The 21,645-nt window shown below is 62.3% G+C and carries 16 protein-coding genes; 6 read left to right on the top strand and 10 right to left on the bottom strand.

Annotated elements, in window-relative coordinates:
- Positions 1-42: 42 nt before the first annotated feature.
- The 8 genes from F467_RS0108735 to F467_RS0108705 all read right to left on the bottom strand — a co-directional run bounded on the left by F467_RS0108735 (position 43) and on the right by F467_RS0108705 (position 13,407).
- Entirely contained in the window at positions 43-3,249 is a 3,207-nt protein-coding gene (locus F467_RS0108735; protein ID WP_018139202.1) for a type I restriction endonuclease subunit R, read from the bottom strand.
- 147 nt (positions 3,250-3,396) lie between these two features.
- Positions 3,397-3,666 (bottom strand): type II toxin-antitoxin system BrnA family antitoxin, encoded by a 270-nt coding sequence (gene brnA / locus F467_RS0108730; RefSeq protein WP_018139201.1) that lies wholly within the window; start codon positions 3,664-3,666, stop codon positions 3,397-3,399.
- Complete coding sequence (locus F467_RS13520) at positions 3,656-3,919, bottom strand: BrnT family toxin (protein ID WP_081601219.1); 264 nt, start codon at positions 3,917-3,919, stop codon at positions 3,656-3,658. The genes brnA and F467_RS13520 overlap by 11 nt, the downstream gene beginning before the upstream one ends.
- 472 nt (positions 3,920-4,391) lie before the next feature.
- A complete protein-coding gene (locus F467_RS0108725) occupies positions 4,392-7,934 on the bottom strand; it encodes an AAA domain-containing protein (protein ID WP_018139200.1) in 3,543 nt (1,180 codons plus the stop codon).
- A 168-nt stretch (positions 7,935-8,102) separates the two neighbouring features.
- Positions 8,103-9,053: a GIY-YIG nuclease family protein gene (locus tag F467_RS0108720; protein WP_018139199.1), complete on the bottom strand. Its 951-nt coding sequence runs from the start codon at positions 9,051-9,053 to the stop codon at positions 8,103-8,105.
- Positions 9,050-10,468 carry a restriction endonuclease subunit S gene (locus F467_RS0108715; protein ID WP_231362278.1) on the bottom strand — a complete coding sequence of 473 codons (1,419 nt, stop codon included), beginning with the start codon at positions 10,466-10,468 and terminating at the stop codon, positions 9,050-9,052. Before F467_RS0108715 ends, F467_RS0108720 begins: the two co-directional genes overlap by 4 nt.
- A complete protein-coding gene (locus tag F467_RS0108710; protein WP_018139197.1) occupies positions 10,465-12,444 on the bottom strand; it encodes a class I SAM-dependent DNA methyltransferase in 1,980 nt (659 codons plus the stop codon). The genes F467_RS0108715 and F467_RS0108710 overlap by 4 nt, the downstream gene beginning before the upstream one ends.
- 177 nt (positions 12,445-12,621) lie before the next feature.
- A complete protein-coding gene (locus tag F467_RS0108705) occupies positions 12,622-13,407 on the bottom strand; it encodes an HNH endonuclease (RefSeq protein ID WP_018139196.1) in 786 nt (261 codons plus the stop codon).
- A gap of 234 nt (positions 13,408-13,641) precedes the next feature.
- Here F467_RS0108705 and F467_RS0108700 point away from each other — a divergent pair, with 234 nt between their 5' ends.
- The 4 genes from F467_RS0108700 (at position 13,642) to F467_RS0108685 (ending at position 16,791) form a co-directional block, all read left to right on the top strand.
- The gene (locus F467_RS0108700; protein WP_018139195.1) at positions 13,642-14,544 is read left to right on the top strand and encodes a complex I NDUFA9 subunit family protein; all 903 of its coding nucleotides are present in this window, start codon (positions 13,642-13,644) and stop codon (positions 14,542-14,544) included.
- Positions 14,545-14,835: 291 nt separating this feature from the next.
- Complete coding sequence (locus F467_RS0108695) at positions 14,836-15,078, top strand: type II toxin-antitoxin system Phd/YefM family antitoxin (RefSeq protein ID WP_018139194.1); 243 nt, start codon at positions 14,836-14,838, stop codon at positions 15,076-15,078.
- Positions 15,075-15,338, top strand: a complete 264-nt coding sequence (locus tag F467_RS0108690; protein ID WP_018139193.1) for a Txe/YoeB family addiction module toxin — start codon at positions 15,075-15,077, stop codon at positions 15,336-15,338. The genes F467_RS0108695 and F467_RS0108690 overlap by 4 nt, the downstream gene beginning before the upstream one ends.
- Positions 15,339-15,840: 502 nt before the next feature.
- Positions 15,841-16,791: a PDC sensor domain-containing protein gene (locus F467_RS0108685; protein ID WP_018139192.1), complete on the top strand. Its 951-nt coding sequence runs from the start codon at positions 15,841-15,843 to the stop codon at positions 16,789-16,791.
- A 37-nt stretch (positions 16,792-16,828) separates the two neighbouring features.
- Here the strand turns inward: F467_RS0108685 and F467_RS0108680 are convergent, their stop codons facing one another.
- A complete protein-coding gene (locus F467_RS0108680) occupies positions 16,829-17,098 on the bottom strand; it encodes a Txe/YoeB family addiction module toxin (RefSeq protein WP_018875306.1) in 270 nt (89 codons plus the stop codon).
- Entirely contained in the window at positions 17,073-17,351 is a 279-nt protein-coding gene (locus F467_RS0108675) for a type II toxin-antitoxin system Phd/YefM family antitoxin (RefSeq protein WP_018139190.1), read from the bottom strand. Before F467_RS0108675 ends, F467_RS0108680 begins: the two co-directional genes overlap by 26 nt.
- Positions 17,352-18,214: 863 nt before the next feature.
- Here F467_RS0108675 and F467_RS0108670 point away from each other — a divergent pair.
- Both F467_RS0108670 and F467_RS0108665 read left to right on the top strand, forming a co-directional pair.
- Positions 18,215-20,506 (top strand): EAL domain-containing protein, encoded by a 2,292-nt coding sequence (locus F467_RS0108670; RefSeq protein WP_018139716.1) that lies wholly within the window; start codon positions 18,215-18,217, stop codon positions 20,504-20,506.
- Between the two features lie 606 nt (positions 20,507-21,112).
- A complete protein-coding gene (locus F467_RS0108665) occupies positions 21,113-21,466 on the top strand; it encodes a hypothetical protein (RefSeq protein ID WP_018139715.1) in 354 nt (117 codons plus the stop codon).
- Positions 21,467-21,645: the final 179 nt, after the last annotated feature.

The raw sequence follows: 21,645 nt of genomic DNA, 5'->3' as shown, positions 1-21,645 counted from the left end.
ATTACTCTTTTTGTGAGCGGAGGGGTGGGGCGCGGCATGGTTTTAGAGGACTTTTCCTCCATCGATACTCGTATCGGTCTTGCCTTGGCTCCGCGACCGTGCTGTCAGCAGGCGCAGGATCAGGAGAGCGAAGTCTCGTTGGCGCTCCGGGTCGTCCAGGACCTGCATGGAGAGTTTCTCGTGTTCGGTCATGGCGTCGAGGACGGTGTCGGTGACGCGTTTGGGGAACAGGCCGTGCATCACCTGGTCGGGGCTATGGTTCTCGACCTGGGCCATCACGGCGTCGTCGCGGCGGATGCGGTCGGCGATGCCGTTGGCGAACTGGAGCTTGTCTTCGTCGCTCACTTCGGCGCCGAACAGTTCGTTGAGCTGGTCGATGATCTCGGAGAGGCGTTTCTTTTCCGGGTCGTGGGGCTTGCCGGAACCGACGTCGGAGACGGGCTTGAGGCCGTCGTAGTCGGCGCCGTCCTCTGCGAGGCTCAGGCGCTGCTCCGCGCGCTTGTTCAGGCGGTAGTGGGTCAGCTCCAGTTCGTCCACGTCGATGGCGTCTTCTTCGATGTTTTCGATGCGCAGCAGCGGGTGCAGGGCGCGGGCGTAGACGTTGAGCTGTTCCAGCTCGTGGTCCTCGAAGTCGACGATCTGTGACAGGAACTCGTAGCTGCGCACGAAGCTCTGCAGGTTCTTGCGGAACAGGTCGAGCTCGTCGCGGGTGGTGTGGGCGTCCTTCAGCTCCTGCTCGGCGCGGTGCAGGCCGGCCTTGTCGCCGTTGCGCTCGGCTTCGGCATGGGCGGCCTTCCAGGTCTGGATCTGCTCCAGCACCGCCTTGTAGCGGGTGTGGTAGCGCTCCTTCGCGGGCTGGCAGTAGTAGCTGAGCTGGCTGGCGCCGGCCTTCGGATCAAAGAAGGCGCGGGCGAAGTTCTCGACCTCGTCCCAGTGGTAGATGCCGGCGGCGTCCAGGCTCTTCTGCAGGTCGTAGACGATCTGATGGTCGGAGACGTCGGCCAGCTCGGCCTTGTTGTAGTACGGGCGGAAGGCCTCGAGGATGTCTTCGGCATCGTTGAAGAAGTCGAGGACGAAGGTGGCCTCCTTGCCCGGGAAGATGCGGTTCAGGCGCGAGAGGGTCTGCACGCACTCCACGCCCTGCAGCTTCTTGTCCACGTACATGGCGCAGAGCTTGGGCTGGTCGAACCCGGTCTGGAACTTGTTGGCGACGATCATCACGTTGTATTCGTCGGTCTTGAACGCCTCGGCCAGGTCGCGGCCCTTCAGCCCCGGGTTCAGCAGCGAGCTGGTCTCGGTCACCTCCTCGGGGATCACCTCGTCCGGCAGAACGGAGCCGGAGAAGGCGACCAGCGCGTGCACGTCGGTGTAGCCCTTGTGCTGGATGTACGCGCGCATGGCCAGCGCGTAGCGCACCGCCTCCTGGCGGCTGCCGGTCACCACCATGGCCTTGGCCTGGCCGTCCAGCAGGTGGCGCACGTTGGCGCGGAAGTGCTCGACGATCACCTCCACCCTCTGCGAGATGTTGTACGGGTGCAGGCGCACCCAGCGGGCGATCTTGGTCGAGGCCTTGCGCGACTCCACCTCCTGCTCGTCGGCGTGCGGGTGCGCCAGCTTCCAGGCGGTGGAGTACGTGGTGTAGTTCTTCAGCACGTCGAGGATGAAGCCTTCCTCGATGGCCTGGCGCATGGAGTAGAGGTGGAAGGGCTCGGGCTTATTGTCCTGTGATGCCGGCAGTTCCGGATTCGGCGGGCGGCCGAACAGCTCCAGAGTCTTCGCCTTGGGGGTGGCGGTAAAGGCGTAGTAGCTGATGCCCTCGGCGGGTTTGCGCGCGGCCACGGCCGCGTCCAGCAGCTCCTCGGCGCTGATCTCCTCGTCCTCCGGCTTGTCCGTTCCGAGAATCGCCTTCAGCTTGGTGGCGGAGGAGCCGGTCTGCGAGGAATGCGCCTCGTCGGCGATCACCGCGTAGCGCCCGGCGGCCAGGTCCGGGCGCTTGTCCAGCGCGTCGAACAGCGCCGGGAAGGTCTGGATGGTCACGATAATGATGCGGGTCTGCTCGGCCAGCGCCTCGGCCAGTTGCTCCGACTTGCTCTGGCTGCCGACATCGCGGGTGATCGGCCGCACCACCCCATGCGCGTGCTCGAAGTCGAAAATAGTCTTCTGGAGTTGACTGTCCAGCACCGTGCGGTCGGTGACCACGATCACGGAGTTGAACAGCTTGTCGCCCGCATCGTCGTATAACGCAGAAAGCTGGTGGGCGATCCAGCCTATGGAGTTGGACTTGCCGGAGCCGGCGCTGTGCTGGATCAGGTAGCGCTGCCCCGCGCCTTCCTCGCGCGTCGCCTCGATCAGGCGGTTCACCACGTCCCACTGGTGGAAGCGCGGGAAGATCAGCGACTCCTTCTTGCGCCGTTTTCCGTGAAAGTCTTCCTCCGGTTTGTCCTCCAGGTGCAGGAAACGGCCGATGATCTTCAGCCAGGCATCCGGCTGGAACACGCGTTGCCAGAGGTAGCCGGTGGCGTAGCTGTCCGGGTCCGGGGGTGCGGGGTTGCCGGCGCCGCCCTCCTCGGTGCCCTGGTTGAAGGGCAGGAAGAAGGTGTCCTTGCCGTTCAGGCGCGTGGTCATCGCCACCTGGTCCTGGCTAACGGCAAAGTGCACCAGCGCCCCGCGCTTGAAGGTCAAAAGCGGCTCGGGCTTGCGGGTGACCGGGTCCTTCAGCGGGCGGTCGCGCCGGTACTGGCGCTTGGCGTTCTCCACCGACTGCTTGAACTCGCTCTTCAGCTCCAGCGTGGCGGTGGGGATGCCGTTGACGAACAGCACCAGATCCAGCCGGGGGTTGTACTCGCCGCTGCGCGCATGCGGCGAGTACGAGACCTCCGGCACCACCCGCAGGCGGTTGGCGCGGTAGCGCGCCAGGGACTCGGGGTTCATCTCGTGGTCGGGCCTGAAGCTGCACAGATCCAGCTTTACACCCGGGGTCTTCACCCCGTGGCGCAGCACTTCCAGCGTGCCGTCGTGCTCCAGCTCGCGGGTGACCGCGCGCACCAGGGCCTTCTGCGGGTCCTGCGCGTTCTTCGCGGCGAACTTCTCCCAGCGCTCCGGCCAGGCCTCCTGCAGGTAGGCGACCAGATCCTCGGTGTACAGGGCGTTGGCGGCGTCATACCCGCTGGCCGGACCGGTCAGCCAGCCATCGGCGGTCATCGCTTCGATGATGTCCTGCTGAAACTGGGCTTCCCTGCTATCCGCCATCAATGCTTCCCTTCCTGGTGGTTACGGCCTCCGATGGCTCCCAATTTGCAGGGTTATGCGCGCAACGGCAAACCGCCATTCCCGTGGCCCGCCCCAGAGTCCTTATGGAGAACGGTAATGCGGTTCCAAAACGCGCCCGGCGCCTGGCTAATGCGCACCGCCTGCGGCGTCACCCTTCAGCGGGTTCCTGGTGGCTTCTTCCTGGAGGCGCTCGACCAGCCACACCTTGATGATGGACTGACGGGTCACGCCGATGCGCGCCGCCTCGCGGTCCAGCGACTCCACCACCCAGGCGGGAAAGTCGACGTTGATGCGCTTCTGTTCCTGATTGACGCGGCGCGCCGACGAGAGGTCGAGATCGCCAACGATATCTTCCTGCCCTTCGTCGAATTTCTTGTCGAAGTCTTTAGCTTTCATAGAGCTCCACCTCCTTCCTGCGGGAGCGCCTGACGGAGATCAGGCGAGTACGGCCTTCCCTGTAGGTGACGACAGCCGACCAGTGTCTTCCAGCAATCTTCCCGATCAGCAGGAATCGCGGCTCGCCCTCGGACCTTGCCCGGATCTCCAGCAGGTTCGGGTCTTCCCACAGCGCCTGGGCGGTCTCGAAATCGATACCGTGCTTTTCCAGATTGGCCCTGCTTTTGGCCTCGTCAAACTGAAACTCAGCTATGAGTGGTAATTATACCTTTTCCGCTCATTCGGAAGGAACGGTTTAGGCGCGACACCGCCAACCGCCAGCGGGTGCCGCGCAGTCGGTCGGCTGAACATGCGCGTGTTCCGCCAGGAGCAGGAACCGACCAACCGCGTGCGAAATTGATCGCTCGCCGGTAACACATGCGGTGGATCAGAGAACTTCTAGAGTGCCTTCTGCGGCTTCGGTGACCAACTGCTCCTGCCCATTCGCCGTAGGTTTTGGACGGTGTCCTCACGTTTCCACTCGATGCGGCCGTTGGCCACCCTTCGCACTACAGGTCCCGCGCCAGCACTGGGGCTGGCACCCGCGTTGCAATCAAGTGGCGGGCGCGGGTGCCGTTACCATCCGGGACGCCCCATGGTAGACACTGTACCGATGCTATCCCATGTCTCGGTGACTCAAGGATCGGCGAAAGAGAGTATCGGACGAGCGCGTCGCGAAGCTTCGCTTATACAACGCGCCGTTTCACCTTTCGTCCCCGTTCACTAGACTTTTTCGCCTTAACCCGTCCAGTAGTTTTCTTGCCCTTAACTTGTGCCGTCCCGTTGCACTCGGGATACTTGACGCATCCATAAAAATGTCCGTATCGGCCCTCTCTGAGGCGTGTGGTTTTGCCACACTTCGGACACGCGGGCCCGTTCACGGCTGGCTTTGGCTCACCGCCTTTTCCCCCAGAAACCTTCTTCGGGGCCCTGCTGGATCGGTCGAAGCTTTGAGTCCAACCACATTCACTTTCACACGCGAAGTAAGGCCCATAACGCCCCATGGCATAGATCGTCCATCCTCCACAGCTACCACAGGCCGGATTCTCTTTCTGGTGTACCTCAACCTCCTTTGCACGGGTAACCGTTACAAGCTCGATGATTTGCTGAACCGCTTCACGGTTGTCCATCCGCATCATGATCTCTTCAGTGCGGGCGGTATGGGATAACGGGTTCAGAGAACCAATCCAAGCTATCTGGTCATCGATCAACACCAACTTTTGATGGATGTAACGCCTAAGATCGATCGTTACGCCAATACCCTCCAGCGCTCGAAGGGCCTCACGTCCCTGTTCTTCCGGGATCGAGCCGTTGTCCCGCGGCGGGCGGGTAACACAGCGAATCTTCAGCCCTTCAGCGAGTTTGCGGCGGAAAAGGTCGCCGTAACTCGCAACGCGCCTCGGCGTAATAAAGCCAGAAAAGATCGTGATCGACTGTTTTGCCTCAGTCATGTCTTCCTGAGCCAGAGCCTCAAACTCGCGCTGGCTGACAGCACCGTGACGGAAGTTCAAGTCCGCCGACATGTGGGTGCGCGATGGCAAATCCTCTTCAATCGGATAGAGGTCGAGAACCTCCTGCACGTCAATGACACGACCCTTCCGCTGCATCTCGTACAGGATCTCACGCAGATACGCGTCGCATGGAAGTTTTTCATCAAGGTAGGTCAGGTTCGCAAGCACGACCAAATGATTCTCGGCTCGGCTCACCGCGACATTGAACAGCTTGGCACCTGCATCGGCCATCGCCGTCGCTTGGAGGAAAATTCCGGCATTGGGGTCGCCGACGCTGTCGACCAGATCGAGCAGCATCATGTTCTTCTCGTCACCCTGGTAGCGGTGCACCGTACCCGCCGCGATGCTGTCCCCTAGGCCTTCGCCGGAGAGGATCTTCCGGAACAGCTTCGCCTGAGCAGCGTACGGCGTACAGATACCAAGGTCTGTCGTGCCTTCGATGAAGCCCTCTCGCTTCAAATAGCGACAAAGGTTACGCGCGGCCAGAGCATGCATCATGTTGAATCTGGACTTTACGCGGTCGCGTGCTGCGAATGGCCAGATCCTCGATGTATCGATGACCGTCAGTGGTCCCGCGAAAGGATCAGGCGGCGCCTTTTCCTTCTTCTCTCTGTCTCCTGTCCGGAGTTGACCGCGGTAGAACAGTCCAGAGATGAGTCCACAGATAGCTGGATCCATACGGTACTGCTCATCCAGCATGACAACACGCTCATCAAGGGCCCCATCCGCGCACTGTTTCTCGATACCTGCCGTCGCAAACACGGTAGTTGCAAACAAATCCGCCAATGCCTGCTGCTCCGTCTGCACAATCGGTGGCAACTGGGCGAAGTCGCCCGCAACCACAACTTTCTCTTTAGCAAGGCCCGAAGCGTAGAACACTGCCGGTGGCAGAATCATGGATGCTTCGTCGATAACAACCGCGTCGAAGCCGGAAAACAGAGAAGGGCTAAGATAGCTCTTGGTCACAGTGGCCCCGATGACGCGCGCCTGCTCAAGAGCAGTACGCTGAACATCGTCGATCTGACGATTCAGGTCGGCCAGTTCTTCGCTAAAAGGCTGGCGCTGCTTCTCATACTCCTCCACCTGCCGCGCCAGTGCGGTGCGATCCTGGCCTCTCAAGTGTTCCTGCATGCGCGCAATAGCCCCCTGCGCATCAGAAAACTTCCGAGCAAGCCGTTCACAATCCGCTTTTGCGGTCGCCGCCTCATCTTGCGCCACACGAAGCGCACGCTCATTTCTCTGTATGTCCTCCCGCACATTCTGCTCACTACGCATAAGCATGCGGCGGAGCATGCCGGCGGCCGCACGTGCATCCAGCTCCTGACGCAGTTGCGTCAGCGTAGCTTCCTTCCTTTCAATCGCGTCGAGACTGTCCGTCTCGCGCTTGCGTGCCTCTGCCTCCGACTGCCGAATTTTTTCCAGGCTGCGTTGGTACTGGTCCAACCGCTTGAACACTTCCAGCAGGCCCTGCGCGCCCTCCACAGTCTGAGCAAGGCAAGCAAGCTGGCGCTCCACCTCGGCCTTACGTTCACGCAGAGACTCTGACTTGCGCTCGACGATGCCCTCAAGACCAACGTACGCGCTGAACTCGCCCTGAAGCTCGTTGTGACTAATTCGGCCCACACGAACCACATGACCCGTATCGAGAACCTGAGGATCATGAGCCTGAAGTACTCGAGCGAGTTTGAGCAGCAGTTGGTCCACGGCCTGATTGGTGTTCGAACAGACCAGGACCCGCTTCCCCTGCGCGTACAAGGAGTGCACTAGCGCCGCGAGCGTCTGCGTCTTGCCTGTCCCCGGTGGCCCCCAGAGATAGAGTGCCTCGCTACCCAGGCCTCGTTCGACGCCCTGCACCTGCTTAGTGTTGAGCCCGTAATTATCCGCCACCCGAGGCAAGGGCACACGCTCCAAGATTCGCGGCGCCCCTTCCAGCACGTTCTCGGCCAACGATGTGTTGAACCCCGTCAGCTCCCGTTTTTCAGCCTGCGACAGGCGATCCTTCAGGGAGACCAGTAGCGCAGCGCTGTCCGTCTTGAGCAAACAGTGGTTCAAGTGCTCGCCAAAATCCTCATCGAGGGCCAGCAGCAATTTGTTCGGCAACAATGAGACGACCTGCCCGGGGGCCATACGACCGCCGACGACCACCTGGACCTCCGCACCCTCGAACAGGTTGGCTTCCTCACTGAAGTCGAACAGATAGCCGCATTTGCTGCCGTCCAAGGGCTTTCGCAGGCCGTTCTCTAGTTCTATCCGGAGCTCGCCGTACCCCTTGCGCCGTATCTCCTCGACCAGCAGTTCGAGCCCATCTACATAGCGCGCCGCGCGCGATGCCTCTGCTTCGGCGAGCTTAAGGTCCGTCTTCAGCTTTGGTACGTACTTGGCTGGGCGGCCTGTGCATCCACGGGCAGCAACCCTGCGGAACTCGTTGGGTAGCACCTCACTCGGGTCAGGAACGGCCGGGGCCGTTGCCTTTCTAGATGGCTCCGGCCGAGTATCTTGACGGGACTCGAAGTCCTGAGCGGTAGGAGATACCAACTCGAAGTCTTTGGACACATCGCGCAGCGCGGCCTCCACGCGCTCGCGCAGCCCCCTCGCCTTTGGCGTCCGGCGGTGATCAAGCTCAGCCAGCAATGCGCGCAAGACATTGGGATCGCAAGCCTGTGTGCGAAACAATGCTTCCAGTTCTCGGAAGCGCTTCTGGAGGTACGGTCGATTCATACAGGGGTCAGTGGTCTTGTGGTGTCGTCGCGGAGAAGAATACTTCTTTCTCCCTGAGGTCTGGCCCGACTTTGACCATTTGGTCCCGGTCGGCCCCGCCACCCATCCAGATTCCGCGCTGGCACGAAGAAGAAATGCTTCCTCTGCCTGCCATGATGCTCTCTGTTGTTAAGGCTCGTCCCCGTCGGCTCCGGCCACTTCGCTAACCAACTGGTCCTGCCACTCCCCGTAGGACTGGCCGGTGTCCTCCCGCTTCCATTCAGCGCGGCCATTGGCTGTTCGTCCACTCACCATAGCCGCAGCGGCACTTGGGCTGGAAAAGGCGTAGTCGCGGGTAAACCGCAGCAGTCCATCCTCGCCTCCCACGACCACGCCTTCCTCACAGAGCTGCTGATGCAGGCGTTGATAGCCGTGGGCGGGGCCCACCCACTCCGACCGCGCAATTGAGCCTTCCAGCACAAAGAACTCACCCTCCGCCTCCTGCCCGAATGCGGTTATGCCGTGCTTGGGCAGGGACAGGCGGAACCGGGGGGATTCCGAAACATCCGCGGCACTTGTCGCTGCGCCATCCTTCAATTCGTGGGAAGGCGGCCGGCTCGCATCGCGCAGGAACTCGAAGCCGAGTACAGGGAGCACGGTACGGATCTGTTCCAGGAAGAAGGCCATGTCGGCCTGGTCGGCCTCGGGCAGGCCGATGTAGTCGTGGCGGGTCCCGTTGACCAGAGTGCAGCGGCCCACGCGCTGGGCCTGCTGGATCAGCAGGCTCTCCAGGTACTTCACATGGGCCTTGGTCAGGTTCTGGTCCTTGCTGGTGATCAGGCAGACCTTCTCCCAGAAGTCCTTGCCGCCCTGTTCCTCGGTGCGGTTGTGCTGCTTGAGTCGCTTGCCGACATCATCCGATTCGCCGATGTACACCTGCGGGCGCGCGCTGTTTTCCGCATCCGGCCCGACCAGAAAGTACACGCCGGTGCGGCCGCACTCCGGACGCTGCACCAGCTCGCTCAGCTTGCCGCGCGGCCCGGTAAGCACATGCCCGGTCCAGTTCATGATCTCCGCCGTCAGCAGCCCGTGCGGCGTACCGTCCACCAGGAACAGGCGGATGCTGCGGCCCTGGCTCATGCCGCACCGCCTCGCGCCGAATACCCCGCTGACTCCTCGGCGACCATCGCCAGTTCCGGCTCTTTCGTCTCGGCCCCGGCCGACCAGCCGCGGACATCGATCTTGCCGGTGACGGCGGCGGAGATCAGGGCTGATCGCCTTTCCTGAAGCAAATACTTGGCCTTTTCTGCTTCAGATATTAGGCCCGAAAAACTCTCTAACTCACGTTCTATATGACCGACCAAATCATATTGCTCCCCAAGTGGCGGAAGAGGTACATAAACATCTTTCACGTACCCGCAATTAAGGTGAGGATGTAGAGCTCCTGTCTTTATAGAAAGCAGGGAGTTATAGCCATAATCCGAGTTCAATACCCAAGATAGCCATACCCCATATAAAAACTCGGAAACTGGTGACACGACGATCAATGCGTGGCAGTTCGAACCTGTAAACTCCTTAGTGACCACCGCCACCTGGCCAATATCACCAGTCTGCACAATCAGGACATCCCCTGCCCGCAATATCGATTTATGGTGAAGGCGACTCCACTCTTCAGACACGAAATACTTGGGTGAAAAAACGATCTGATTATTCTTGATATGAAGGGACTGAAGATAGGGAACCCCTTCACTGACGAAAATATCCCGCGTCGGCCCAACATATCCATTCGTAATCTTTTCCGTAACGGTAGACAGCTTCCGAATCTCCCAATGCGCGGGCACCTCGCCCAGCCAGTCGACGCCGGAGTCCTTCATGGGCACGTTGGGGTCAAGGCCCTTGGTGACGGCGTGGGAGATCACCGCCTGCCGCTTCTCCTTCAGCAGCTCGACCAGTCGCCGCTGTTCCTCGATCAGCGTATCGATCTTCCCAGTCTCGTTATCAAGGAAGGCAACTATACGCGTCTGCTCAGTAACCGGCGGCAGCGCATAGGCAAGATTCTCGAATGTCTCCTGATACAAGTGAAGGATCGTGCTACCAGTTCTGTGTATGCCGATATAGTCCTTAAAAACACGAGACTGTAGCAACCAATAATAGAATCGAGTCGAGTATTTTTCTTTCAGCGGGCGAACAACAAAAATACCACTATTTAGGGTGGCCTTACCAGGAAGCCCTTCAACCAGAATCAACTTACCAATAGTTCCATCTTTGGTTATTAGAAGATCGCCTTCTTTCAGCTGGATATGAGGGTCTTGGGCGTACCGCTCCTCAGTGCAATGATAACATTCCGACCAACAAACAGACTTCCCTTTGAAGTCACTCCCTGTCACAAGATACGGACCCACTTCTGTAAATTCATCACTGGTAAGCCCATGCCAGCCAATACGGGCTTTCACGTGAGAATCATATTTTACTCTTGAAAGGGCCCAATGCGCCGGCACCTCGCCCAGCCATTCGACGCCGGAGTCCTTGTACTCGGGATACTTCGGGAAACTCACGCCGACAGCTCCTCGATCATCTGCTTGATGCGGGTGGTGACGGCCTTCAGGTCGGCATCGATCTCTTCCAGCGGCCGCGGGGGCTGGAACACGTAGAAGTGGCGGTTGAAGGGGATCTCGAAGCCGACGATGCCGATTTCGCCGTCCTGCTCGTCGCGCTTGTCCTGGTCGATCCAGGCGTCGGGGACGTGCGGTTTCACCTCGCGTTCGAAGTACTCGAACACGTGCTCTCCCAGCGGGACGTTCTCGGTGTCGCGCAGGTCGCTGTCCGGTTCCGGGTGGCCCTTCCTGTCGGTGCAGATGTCGGCTTCCGGGTCGCGTTCGCTCAGGCCGTTCCACACGGCCTTCAGCGCGGTGGCGGGCAGCTTCACGTCCAGCGCCTTCAACTGGGCCTTCAGGTCTTGCAGGAAGGCCTCGCGGTTGGTGTATACGCGCTCGGCGTCCAGGCGCTCGCAGGCGGCCTGCACGCCCAGGCGGGTGGTCTCGTCCAGCTTCTGGATCGGCTTTTCGGCCAGCATGCGTTCGATGCGCTCGGGGCTGGCCTGAAAATTCAGGCGCAGCGGTCGTTCGACCGTAATGCGGCGGTAGCCGAAGGCCTCGTTCGGGAAGATCTTGCTCTTGTCGCTCTCTTCGAAGGCGCCGTAGCTGCGCACGATGGCATCGATATTGGCGTCGTCGATGAACTGGCGTTTGGAGCCGAGCGACTTGCGCATCTTGGCGTAGCGCTCGGTGGCGTCGATGAGCTGTACGCGGCCGCGGCGCTCGGCCGACTTGTTGTTGTTCAGCACCCAGATGTAGGTGGCGATGCCGGTGTTGTAGAACATGTCGGTGGGCAGACCGATGATGGCCTCCACCATGTCGTGCTGCAGCAGGTAGCGGCGGATCTCGGACTCGCCACTACCGGCCCCGCCGGTGAACAGCGGAGAGCCGTTGAGGATGATGCCGATGCGCGAGCCACCCTCGCGCGGGTCCCGCATCTTGCTGACCAGGTGCAGCAGGAACAGCAGCGAACCGTCGGACACGCGCGGCAGGCCGGGGCCGAAGCGGCCGTTGAAGCCGTTGTGCTGGTGCTCGTCCACCACCTGCTTCTGGACCTTCTTCCACTCCACGCCGAACGGCGGATTGGCGAGCATGTAGTCGAAGTGCTCGTCCGCGTGCTGGTCGTCCGACAGGGTGTTGCCGAGCTTGATGTTCTCGACGTCCTGGCCCTTGATGAGCATGTCCGCCTTGCAGATGGCGTAGGACTCGGGGTTCAGCTCCTGCCCGTGCAGGGACACGCTGACATCCTGGCTGATCTGCTGGATATACTCCTCGCTCTCGGACAGGAAGCCGCCGGTTCCGCAGGTCGGGTCGTAGACGGTGACGATGCCGTGCGGCTGGAGCTTGTGGTCCTGCCCGGTGAGCACCAGCGAGGTGGTCAGGTGAACCACGTCACGCGGGGTGAAGTGCTCCCCGGCGGTCTCGTTGGAGCTCTCCGCGAACTTGCGGATCAGCTCCTCGAACACCAGCCCCATACCGAAGTTGGAGATCCGAGCCGGGCGCAGGTCGATGGCGGAGAAGCGTTGCACCACCTGGTACAGCAGGTTGTTGCTGGCGAGCTGCTCGACGTAGTCCTCGAAGTGGAAGTGGTCGAAGATCTCGCGGGCGTCCTTGCTGAAGGACTCGATGTAGCTCATCAGGTCCTCGGCCGTCTGCGTGTCCGACAGACTCGCGAGCGACAGCGGCGAGGTGTTGAAAAACGGCTGATCCGCCTCGCGCAGCAGAAACTGCTCGCGGACCGTCTCCGACTTGTTCTCGTGCTCCTTGGCAGCAGCCAGCACGCCATCCTTGGTCGGCTCCAGCACGCATTCCAGCCGTCGCAGCAGCGTGAACGGCAGGATCACCCGCCCGTACTGCGACTGCTTGAAGTCACCGCGCAGCAGATCCGCCACCGACCAGATCCACGCGGCGGTCTCTGAATGATTCTCCGTGTTCAAGCCCTGCTCCCCTGTTCGTTCTTCCATGCCGGGCACCAAGCCCCAGTGATGGGGACATTGTTGCAGCAAACGAAGGCACGCGGCGAACAGAGGAACGACAGCCGCCTTATCGGCCACCCACAACCCTGCTATGTGACGGTAACAATTGCGGCCGCAGGCCCAAGAGCGCCCGTCAGGCTACGCACCCATCCGCGCCTTGATGAGCTTCTTCAGTTCGTCCACGGCAAGCGGCGGTACTTGCCTATGCACCACCGCGTGACAGTTAGGGCACAGCGGAATGAGGTCATGGACAGGATCGACGGTATATTCCTTCCCGATGTCGGACAGGCGAACGTTGTGGTGAACCTCAATTAGGTCCTTTGCGATGGGCCCATATCGCTCTTCGAAGGACATCCCACAGGCCTGGCAAGTCAGCCCATAGTGCTCCAGACATTTCCGCCGCGCTTCTGGGTTACGCTCGTACCGCGTCGCCACGGTCAATAGCCTCTTCCCTTCCACCACGCCCATCGATGCCGAATATGCAGGGCGCTGCGCGCGCTCTGCCCAGCGAGCTTCCAGCACCTCAGCCACGTCGCTCGCTATCGTCACGCCGGAGGCCTGGGGAAACCAGTCCTGAGCATCAAGCGGTTTTGAGCGGAGTTCAGCCTCGTCCACCACAGGCTGTTCACTCAGAACATCAAACTCGATCTCCACAACGTTGGCGGTATCGCCTTTCGCACGCCGCTCTGCATCCCAGTGATGCCTTTCGCGCGGACTCGACAGCACGATACCCGACCCGATCAAACCCTTGGGTGACTCACCCAGCCGAATCAGAAACGCGCGGTCTCCAGGCTGAACGTTCTTGGTTACTCCACAGCTCCATTCATCTCTGTAAGAACCTTCCTGGTTCGCCCGAACAACCGCCCGGGGAAGCTCATCCCAGACCCACTTTCTTGGGTTCCAGGCAAAAAGAATCGTCTTCATCCAGTCACTCCCTACTCCTGCAGTGTGCGGACCAACACCAGCGTATGGGTAAGCGAACCTGACTTCCGGGGGTGAGCAGAAGGCTCTTGAACAGGAAAGAGGACACCCCTCTTCTTCCATACCCCACCGGGATCATTCTCCCTACACGCCAGTCTTACCTATAGGCCATCTGTCAGTCGGATCGACAAGCATCCACACCCCGTAACGATCGGATTTGCCTGGAGGGGGCTCATCATGCGCCCGAACCTGATCACGGTATTCGGCGGCACCGGCTTTCTCGGCCGCGCCACGGTGCACGCACTGCTCGACGCCGGGCACACCGTGCGCATCGCCTCGCGCCGCCCCGTACTACCCGATTCTCTGCAAGATCACCCCCGAGTGGAGCACTGCCGCGCCGACATCCGGGACGATGCCGATGTCGCCCGCGCCGTGGAAGATGCCAAGGGTGTTATCAACGCCGTCAGCCTGTACGTGGAGCAACGCGACCTGCGCTTCACCTCCATCCACGTCGAAGGCGCCGCGCGCCTCGCCCGTGCCGCCCGGAACGCGGCCCTGGAGCGCGTCGTGCAGGTCTCCGGCATCGGCGCCGACAGCCGCTCGCCCTCGTCGTACATCCGCGCCCGAGCGCAAGGCGAAGCCGCCGTCCTCCGCGAATTCCCCAACGCCATCGTCGTGCGCCCCAGCGTACTCTTCGGCCCGGGCGACGCCTTTGTGCGCAACCTCGCCGGCCTCGCGCCCCTGCCCGTAATACCCCTGTTCGGCCGCGGCACCACCCGCCTGCAACCGGTACACGTCAGCGACATCGCCCGCGCCCTCGCCCGCCTGTGCGCAGACGAGCCGCCCACACACCCCATCTACGAACTCGGCGGCCCGGACATCCTCAACTATCGCCAGATCGTGAGCCTGGTCCTCACGCACCTGGGCCGCAAACGCCCCATGCTGCCCATTCCATTCATCCTCTGGCACGCCCTAGCCGCCGTGGGATCGCTACTCCCCAACCCACCCCTGACGCGCGATCAGCTCTACCTGATGCAACAGGACAACATCGCCAACCCCACCCTCGGCGCCTTCGCCGACCTCGGCATCACCCCTCACTCGTTCGAACAATCCCTGCCCGACTGCCTCCCAACCCACTAACCCCACCCAAATACATCACTCCACTGTTGCCCGTCTCCCCCTGTGGGAGCCCCTCGTCATCCCGGCCGCAGCAAGGGGAGAGCCGGCGTCCGCTCCTGCCTCGGTGTCCGAGATCCCGGATAACCGTTGCGCGGTTTCCGGGATGACCTTCCAAGCTGGGCGAAATGACAATTCCTGGAACGATCCGAACGGTTGCTGCGGTTGCTGGCGGTGACGGAATACCCGTACGGTTTACGGGACGTACGCCAAGGCGTACTCTTGGTCGAAGCCCACACACTTGCGAGGTGCGCCATGACGGGAATTACGGCTACAGAGGCGCGCAGCAACCTCTACCGGCTGATCGACGAAACGGCGGAATCCCACGAGCCGATTGTGATCACCGGCAAGCGGAACAACGCGGTCCTGCTATCCGAGTCGGACTGGTCGGCCATTCAGGAGACCCTGTACCTGCTATCGGTGCCGGGTATGCGCGAGTCGATCCGCGAGGGGATGGATACTCCGGCGGATGAATGCCACGAGGAGCTGGATTGGTGACATGGAAGTTGGTCTACACCCGGCAGGCCCAAAAGGATGCGAAGAAGCTGGCGGCCAGCGGCCTGAAGCCGAAAGCACAGGAACTGCTGACGTTGATCGCGGAAGATCCGTATCGAAAGCCCCCACCATTCGAGAAGCTGGTGGGTGATCTCTCCGGCGCGTACTCGCGGCGCATCAATATTCAACACCGGCTTGTGTACCAGGTGCTTGAAGACGAGGGAGTCGTCAAGGTGATTCGTTTATGGAGCCACTACGAGTAACCCGGCTACACGATCCCGGATAGCCCCTGCGCGGTTTCGAGATGATCGCCCATCCGGAACACCGGAAAAGAGGACACCCGCCTTGTTCAAATGCCGCCACAGCCCCTTCTCTCGTAGGAGCCCAGCCCTCTGGGCGATGGGGCATTGGGCACGTCTGATCGGCGAGGGGGCTCGCCTCCTACAAGGGGCTCCGCGGTCAGGCCTTGCCTTTTGTCCATAGGGTCAGCGCTTGTCTTTTGCCGCTGTCTCGGCCAGAGGGCGGGCCTGGAGCTGTTGAACGCGCGCCGCGTTGTGGTAGCTGTCTCGACGAGCATTCCCATCAAGACGCCACTGAAAGGCCTTAATGGCGACACACCCAACGGCCTGGCGCTATCCGACCACAGGATGCATCGAGTCGGTTGTTGCGCCACCGCCGGTCCTGCGGCACCCTCGCGAGACTTCCGCGCCTGGCGGGCGCGTTCCCAACGGTATCCTCCGAGCGAAGGCCATGAGTGAAGCGACAATGACGGCGGTGGCCCGGCAGCGACTGCTGCTCCAGGGGCAACTGTCGACCGCACTGGCGCGGCTGGTGACCCCCTGTGCCGAGAGATGGGGTGATCGCGAGGCCCTGGAGCAGCGACTCGCGGTGGCTCTGGGCGCGCTGCCGTCCTGCAAGTACCTCTATGTGCTCGATCATCGCGCTCACCAGGTGACCGCCAACGTATCCCCGGAAGGCCCCTTGCCAGACCAGGCCGGGCGGGATCGCAGCGCCCGGCCCTACGTGGCCGATGCCCTGGCCGGTGCCGAGTTCTCCATGTCGTCGGCCTATATCAGCCGCAACCGGCGCCGCCCTACCCTGACGGCCGTGCAACGGCTGACTCAAAGCGACGGCACACTGCTGGGGTTCCTGGGGGCGGACTTCGACCTGCGGGAGCTGCCCCTGACCCGCGACCTCTATCAGCAGCCGGACCAATGGATGCAGCTCAAGGGGGATCCAGCGATCCGCGGGGGCCTGTTCAACCAGCATCGGGTGGACAGCCCGCTCGACACCCGTATCGACGAGGTACTGGACCTCCTGACTGAGCTGGTGGCCGCCCACGGTGTATTCCACGGCAAGCTGCATTTCTCCAGTTCCCGGGCCACCTTGTGGCTGCGCGACGATCCATTCCGCTACCGCTTGCTGGACTACGAGGACCTCACGGATCCCGGGATCTGTCTCGCCTATCCTCAGCGGTCCTACCCCGAGGAGGCATTACTCTCCACGGAGCAGGTAGCAGCGGTGTTCCGTACCTTCCGTGAGCTGCGCTTCATGGACGACACGATCTACCTGCGCTCCGGCTCCCTCAATATCTTCAACGGCATGGTTGGCCTCAACTTCTCCTGTGACGGGTCCCACTACATGAGCGGGCAGGAGTTTCTGGCCAAACGCCTGGACTTCTGGCTGGGCTCCGGAGCAGAGCACGAACACCCGTAATCCCTCGGCCTCCGGGGAAGGGCAACCTGGGCAAGAATCACAACGCGTCGTAATGGCCCCCGATCGCGAAGATATAGATGGCTTGATCGTCGAAGCGGTAGATCAGTCGGTCCCGGGCGGAGAGACGTCGGGACCAGAAGCCCGAGAGCGAATGCCGGAGGGGTTCCGGCTTCCCGGTTCCGGTGGCCGGGTCGTTCCGGAGCATCTCCTTCAGGATCCGGCGCAGGGCTCGATGCAGCTTTGGGTCGCGCTCCCGGAGCGTTTCGTACGCGGCCCAGGTATTACCCTCGAATACCAGTGATCTCATCGATCTCCCCTTCCGTGGGTCGATAACCGTCTCCCTTCCGATGGGTGGCGGCGGAGTCCGCAATCTGCTGCATCAAGCTGGAGTTCTGAAGCACATAGAGCGTTTCCTGCTCCCGCTCCCAGTCATCCGCGCTCATCACTACGAAGGCTTCACCCGCGCGCCGCGTCACCTTGAGCGGGGTGTGCGTGGATACCGCTTCCTCGACAAAGGCCTTCAGGTTCTCACGAAACCGGTTGACGCTTACTGTTTCCATGGTCGCTCCGAACCGTACGGTAATTCAGTACGAGAATAGACCAATTATTGGGGGTGATTCAATCGCCAAACATGGCTGGAAGCATGCGAAAGTGGACACCCATCTTGTTCACATGCCGCCACAGCCCCTTTCTCTCGTAGTAGCTCAGCCCTCTGGGCGATGCGGCACTGGACACGCCCGATCGGCGAGAGGGCTCGCCTCCTACAGTGGGTAAACCCCAGCCTCGATGACGCACAGGCGCAAGCGCTTTGGGGCGGTATCGCCGCTTGAGGACGAGAAAGAGGACACCCGTCTTGTTCACATGGCGCCACAGCCCTTTTCTCTTGTAGGAGCCCAGCCCTCTGGGCGATGGGGCACTGGACATGCCCGCTCGGCGAGAGGGCTCGGCTCCTACAGTGGGTAAGCCCCAGCCTCGATGACGCACAGGCGCAAGCGCTTTGGGGCGGTATCGCCGCTTGAGGACGAGAAAGAGGACACCCGTCTTGTTCACATGGCGCCACAGCCCTTTTCTCTTGTAGGAGCCCAGCCCTCTGGGCGATGTGGCATTGGACATGCCCGCTCGGCGAGAGGGCTCGCCTCCTACAGTGGGTAAACCCCAGCCTCGATGACGCACAGGCGCAAGCGCTTTGGGGCGGTATCGCCGTTTCGCTGGAGGCTGGATTCCGGCGCAGGCCGCTAATGGGTCGAGGCAGTACCAAAAAACTCAACCATGCGTGCAAGGGTTGTCTATAGTTCACAAGACACATTCCAAGAGGACTTCGAATCACATGGCCGATGTTTCCGGCAGCACCCCGCAGGCGAAGTCCTCTCCAACTCCATCCGATAACACCACCAGCCGGGAGTTTGTCCGGGGCCTGCCACGGATGGTCGCCGACCTGGCCGACCGGTGGTACATGATCCGGCAGCGTGGCTGCCGCCATGTGGACCTGGGGGAGATCCGCGCGCTGACCCGGGTGATCGCCGGAGGGCTGGCCGGGACGGCGCTGAAGGAAGCGCTGAACACCGCACGGCGCATTGACGAGCGTGTGGCCCAGCATCTGCAAAGCCCGCTGCCTCCCAACTCCAACGAGCAGGAGACCATTGGCGCCCTGATCCTGCGCCTGCAGGGGACGCTTCCGGACGATCTCGCCGCGTCGGAGGGGCTCCCGGCGGCTCCGGAGCCCGACAGTATGCCGACTCCGGTTCCCGACCGACTGCGGGTCCAGTTGCTCGGGCCGGCCGGCGCGGAACGCGACGAACTGGCACTGCAACTGGTGGCCTGTGGCTTTCGGGTGGACGCCTTCGCCAGCCTGCAGGAGGCGGTGCATGCCGAATCGACAGCGACTCCTCATGCACGCGTCGTCCTGGCGGCGCCGCCGGGCCCGCCAACACCGGATGACGATGCAGCGTTGCCCAATATCCTGATCCTGCAAGCTTCCCAGGTCGGGGAACAGCCAACCACGATCGATGACTGGGACGCGGTCCTGTCGATGCCCACGATTCCCTCCGAGATCGCCGCGACACTGGAGGGCCTGGTCGACTCCAGCCCATGGGATCCGCTGCGGATCATGCTGGTCACCACCGGGCAGTCGGTCTCCCCGACCCGCGCCCTGCAGGAGGCCCCGGCACTCGACATCCAGCGTCTCTTGCCGGAGGACGATGTGCCGGGCCAAGCCCTGGAGAGCCTGCCCGAGGCCATTGTGATCGACGTGGACATCACGCCCGGTCAGGCCGCGGCCCTGTCCCGCTCCCTTGATCAGGACCCATCGCTGTTCGACATCCCGCGCGTTCTGCTGACGCCACCAGAAGGCCCTGGAGCCGAGCCGGGCCCTCGGCTTGCGCACATATCGCCGGAGGCGGCGCCCGCGCGTGTCCGCGCCGAGGCGCGCCTCTGCCGCCGACGTCGTCGGGCCGGGCGGGCCCCCGCCACCCTGCGCTCCGGCGACCTGGCGCCCCTGCTGGACCACTGGCGAGCGGGGCTGGCCACTCAGCCCGGAATCGTCGCCCTCGCCTGCGTCGAATGGGACGAGGCCTCAAGTCTGATCCGGGAACAGGGAGTGGCCGGTTTCTCGCTGCTTCAGCGTCGCCTGCTGGGGCGAATCGCGTCAGGCCTGGCCGCGGGCGAGCGCATCACCCGATTCAGCGAGAACGCGACCCTCGTGCTGCTGAACCGAGCCGACGCGGAAGCCCTGTCAGGCTGGGGCGATGCCCTTTATGCGAAGGTCCCGGCGCCGCATGGTGCCCCGAGCCACGCGCCGTACCCGGGCCTGAGCATCGGGATCACGGCACTGGCCGACATACCCGCGGCAGATGCAGTGGACCAGTCTCTGGCGCTTTGTGCGCAGGCCCGCCGGGAGGGCGGAAACCGTATCCAGCTGGACCCGGCGCTGATCACGCCGGAGTGCGGTGCCGCCCAGCAGCAGCACTGGCGCCAGGTGATCACTCGGGCGATTCACGAGCACCGCCTTTTTCTGGTGTATCAGCCGATCGCCAACATCGCCGGCTCCGACAACACGGAGCGCTACGAAGTGCTGCTCCGGATTCGCGATCCGGAAGGCCACACCCAATTACCCGGCCCGTTCGTCAACATGGCCGGACACCTGGACCTCGACCGGGCGCTGGACCGCTGGGTGCTGGCCAACGCAGTGGACATCCTGGGCGCACGACTGCGCACCCATCCGGACTCGGTGTTCTTCGTCAAACTGTCGCGCGGGTCGCTGCGCGACAAGGACCTGGCAGGTTGGCTCGGGCGCATCCTCGCCCAGGCGGCCTTGCCAGCCCGAGCGCTGGTACTGCAGCTGGCGGAGGAAGACATCGTGGCGGACCTACAGCAGGCCGAACGGGTCATTGGGACACTGCGCGATATCCATGTCGGAGTGGCCGTGGAGCACTTCGGACTCTCCAGCGAACAGCCGGCGCAGCTACTGCGCAGCCTGCAGCCCGACTACGTGAAGGTCGCGCGTCCACTGACCCACGGGCTGCACGATGCCGCCGACAAGCTCGCGCGCCTGGAGCCGCTGCTGAACATCGCCCGGGCCAGCGGCGCACGCACCATGGCGGCCTATGTGGAGGATGTGGACGGCCTGGCCCTGCTGTGGCAATCGCAGATCGACCTGGTGCAGGGCAACTTCCTGCGTCAGCCGGACGAAGAGCTGCGCTACGACATCGAGTTCTAGCGCACGGTGCGGTGGTGTCTTCAGTCGCAGGAGGGCCCGGGGTCTGCCTTCAGATTGAGCAGACCGCCGCGTTAGCGGAAGAGGTCGCCCATCTTGCGCGCACACCGCCCCAGCCCTTTTTCTTGTTTTTCTTGTAGGAGCCCAGCCCTCTGGGCGATGGTGAGCCGGACACACCCGATCGGCGAGAGGGCTCGCCTCCTACTGTGGGCAGGCCCCAGCCTCGGCGACGAACCGGCGCGGACACGGGGTCAGACCTTGCCTGTTGCCCTGCCCGGCCAACTTTGGCGCAAAGGGGGGCTCGGATTCCGAGGGGCTCTGTTCCGGCCACACGGGGACGAAAACCAGGATCTGACCTTGTGCCTTGGCTCGTCGATCATTGCGGTCGGTCACAAGGGCCACCTACGGTACCGAGCGAACAGCTACCTCTCGGAACGGTCCGGCAGATTGCCGCGGTCTCTGCGAGACCTCGCAATGACGGAATATCGCGGGCATGACGGGGCCGGACCAAGGTAAGGTCAAACGCATGCACGGCGACGCGGTGCCGCATCGCGAAGGTGGCCCGGATGGCGCGAGTCAGGTCCCCGATGCGACGACCTTGAGGGGTCCGTGGTCGTCGCAGTGGTCACCATGGGGGTGATGCAGGTGGCCGTCTACCAGGTAGTCGACGTGGTCCCCGTGCGGAACGGGCTCGTGGCCGCAGCCGGGACCGTGCACGTGATTCGGGTCGTGACCTTGGCACTGATGGTCCGGGGTGCAGTGATCGGGGTTCGTTTCGCTCACCTCGATGACATGCTCATCAACATGGTCGCCATGCGGGTGGTGGAGATGGCCATCATGCAGGTAATCCACGTGTCCATTGTGCTCCACCGCGGTGTGTCCGCAGCCGGGTCCGTGTTCATGATCGTGATTCGGATGTTCCTGGCAACTCATGACGCTTTCTCCTGCTGGACAACCTGTTGAGCGATCGCACCTAACCCGTGTTTTAGGTGACCATGGCGATTTCCTCAACTCGTTGGTTGACCCGACGGCACAGCAAGTTCCGACCGTTGTGCTGATCAATGACAGGGTTGGACCCCGGTAACCGGCCAATACGACCGCGGAGAGCCGGACTCTCTGACGTCACCTCGCCTGTTTCCAAG

Source organism: Thioalkalivibrio sp. ALJ12 (assembly GCF_000378305.1).
Classification (GTDB): Bacteria; Pseudomonadota; Gammaproteobacteria; order Ectothiorhodospirales; family Ectothiorhodospiraceae; genus Thioalkalivibrio.
The sequence above is the reverse complement of the archived record's forward strand: the minus strand, read 5'-3'. Positions and strand labels throughout refer to the sequence as shown.

Coding starts and splice junctions, on each gene's coding strand:
- F467_RS0108675 (WP_018139190.1), bottom strand. CDS start 17,351: ATGGAAACAGTAAGCGTCAACCGGTTTCGTGAGAACCTGAAGGCCTTT.
- F467_RS0108680 (WP_018875306.1), bottom strand. CDS start 17,098: ATGAGATCACTGGTATTCGAGGGTAATACCTGGGCCGCGTACGAAACG.
- brnA (WP_018139201.1), bottom strand. CDS start 3,666: ATGAAAGCTAAAGACTTCGACAAGAAATTCGACGAAGGGCAGGAAGAT.
- F467_RS0108685 (WP_018139192.1), top strand. CDS start 15,841: ATGACGGCGGTGGCCCGGCAGCGACTGCTGCTCCAGGGGCAACTGTCG.
- F467_RS0108735 (WP_018139202.1), bottom strand. CDS start 3,249: ATGGCGGATAGCAGGGAAGCCCAGTTTCAGCAGGACATCATCGAAGCG.
- F467_RS0108720 (WP_018139199.1), bottom strand. CDS start 9,053: ATGAGCCAGGGCCGCAGCATCCGCCTGTTCCTGGTGGACGGTACGCCG.
- F467_RS0108695 (WP_018139194.1), top strand. CDS start 14,836: ATGACGGGAATTACGGCTACAGAGGCGCGCAGCAACCTCTACCGGCTG.
- F467_RS0108700 (WP_018139195.1), top strand. CDS start 13,642: ATGCGCCCGAACCTGATCACGGTATTCGGCGGCACCGGCTTTCTCGGC.
- F467_RS0108705 (WP_018139196.1), bottom strand. CDS start 13,407: ATGAAGACGATTCTTTTTGCCTGGAACCCAAGAAAGTGGGTCTGGGAT.
- F467_RS0108725 (WP_018139200.1), bottom strand. CDS start 7,934: ATGAATCGACCGTACCTCCAGAAGCGCTTCCGAGAACTGGAAGCATTG.
- F467_RS0108670 (WP_018139716.1), top strand. CDS start 18,215: ATGGTCGCCGACCTGGCCGACCGGTGGTACATGATCCGGCAGCGTGGC.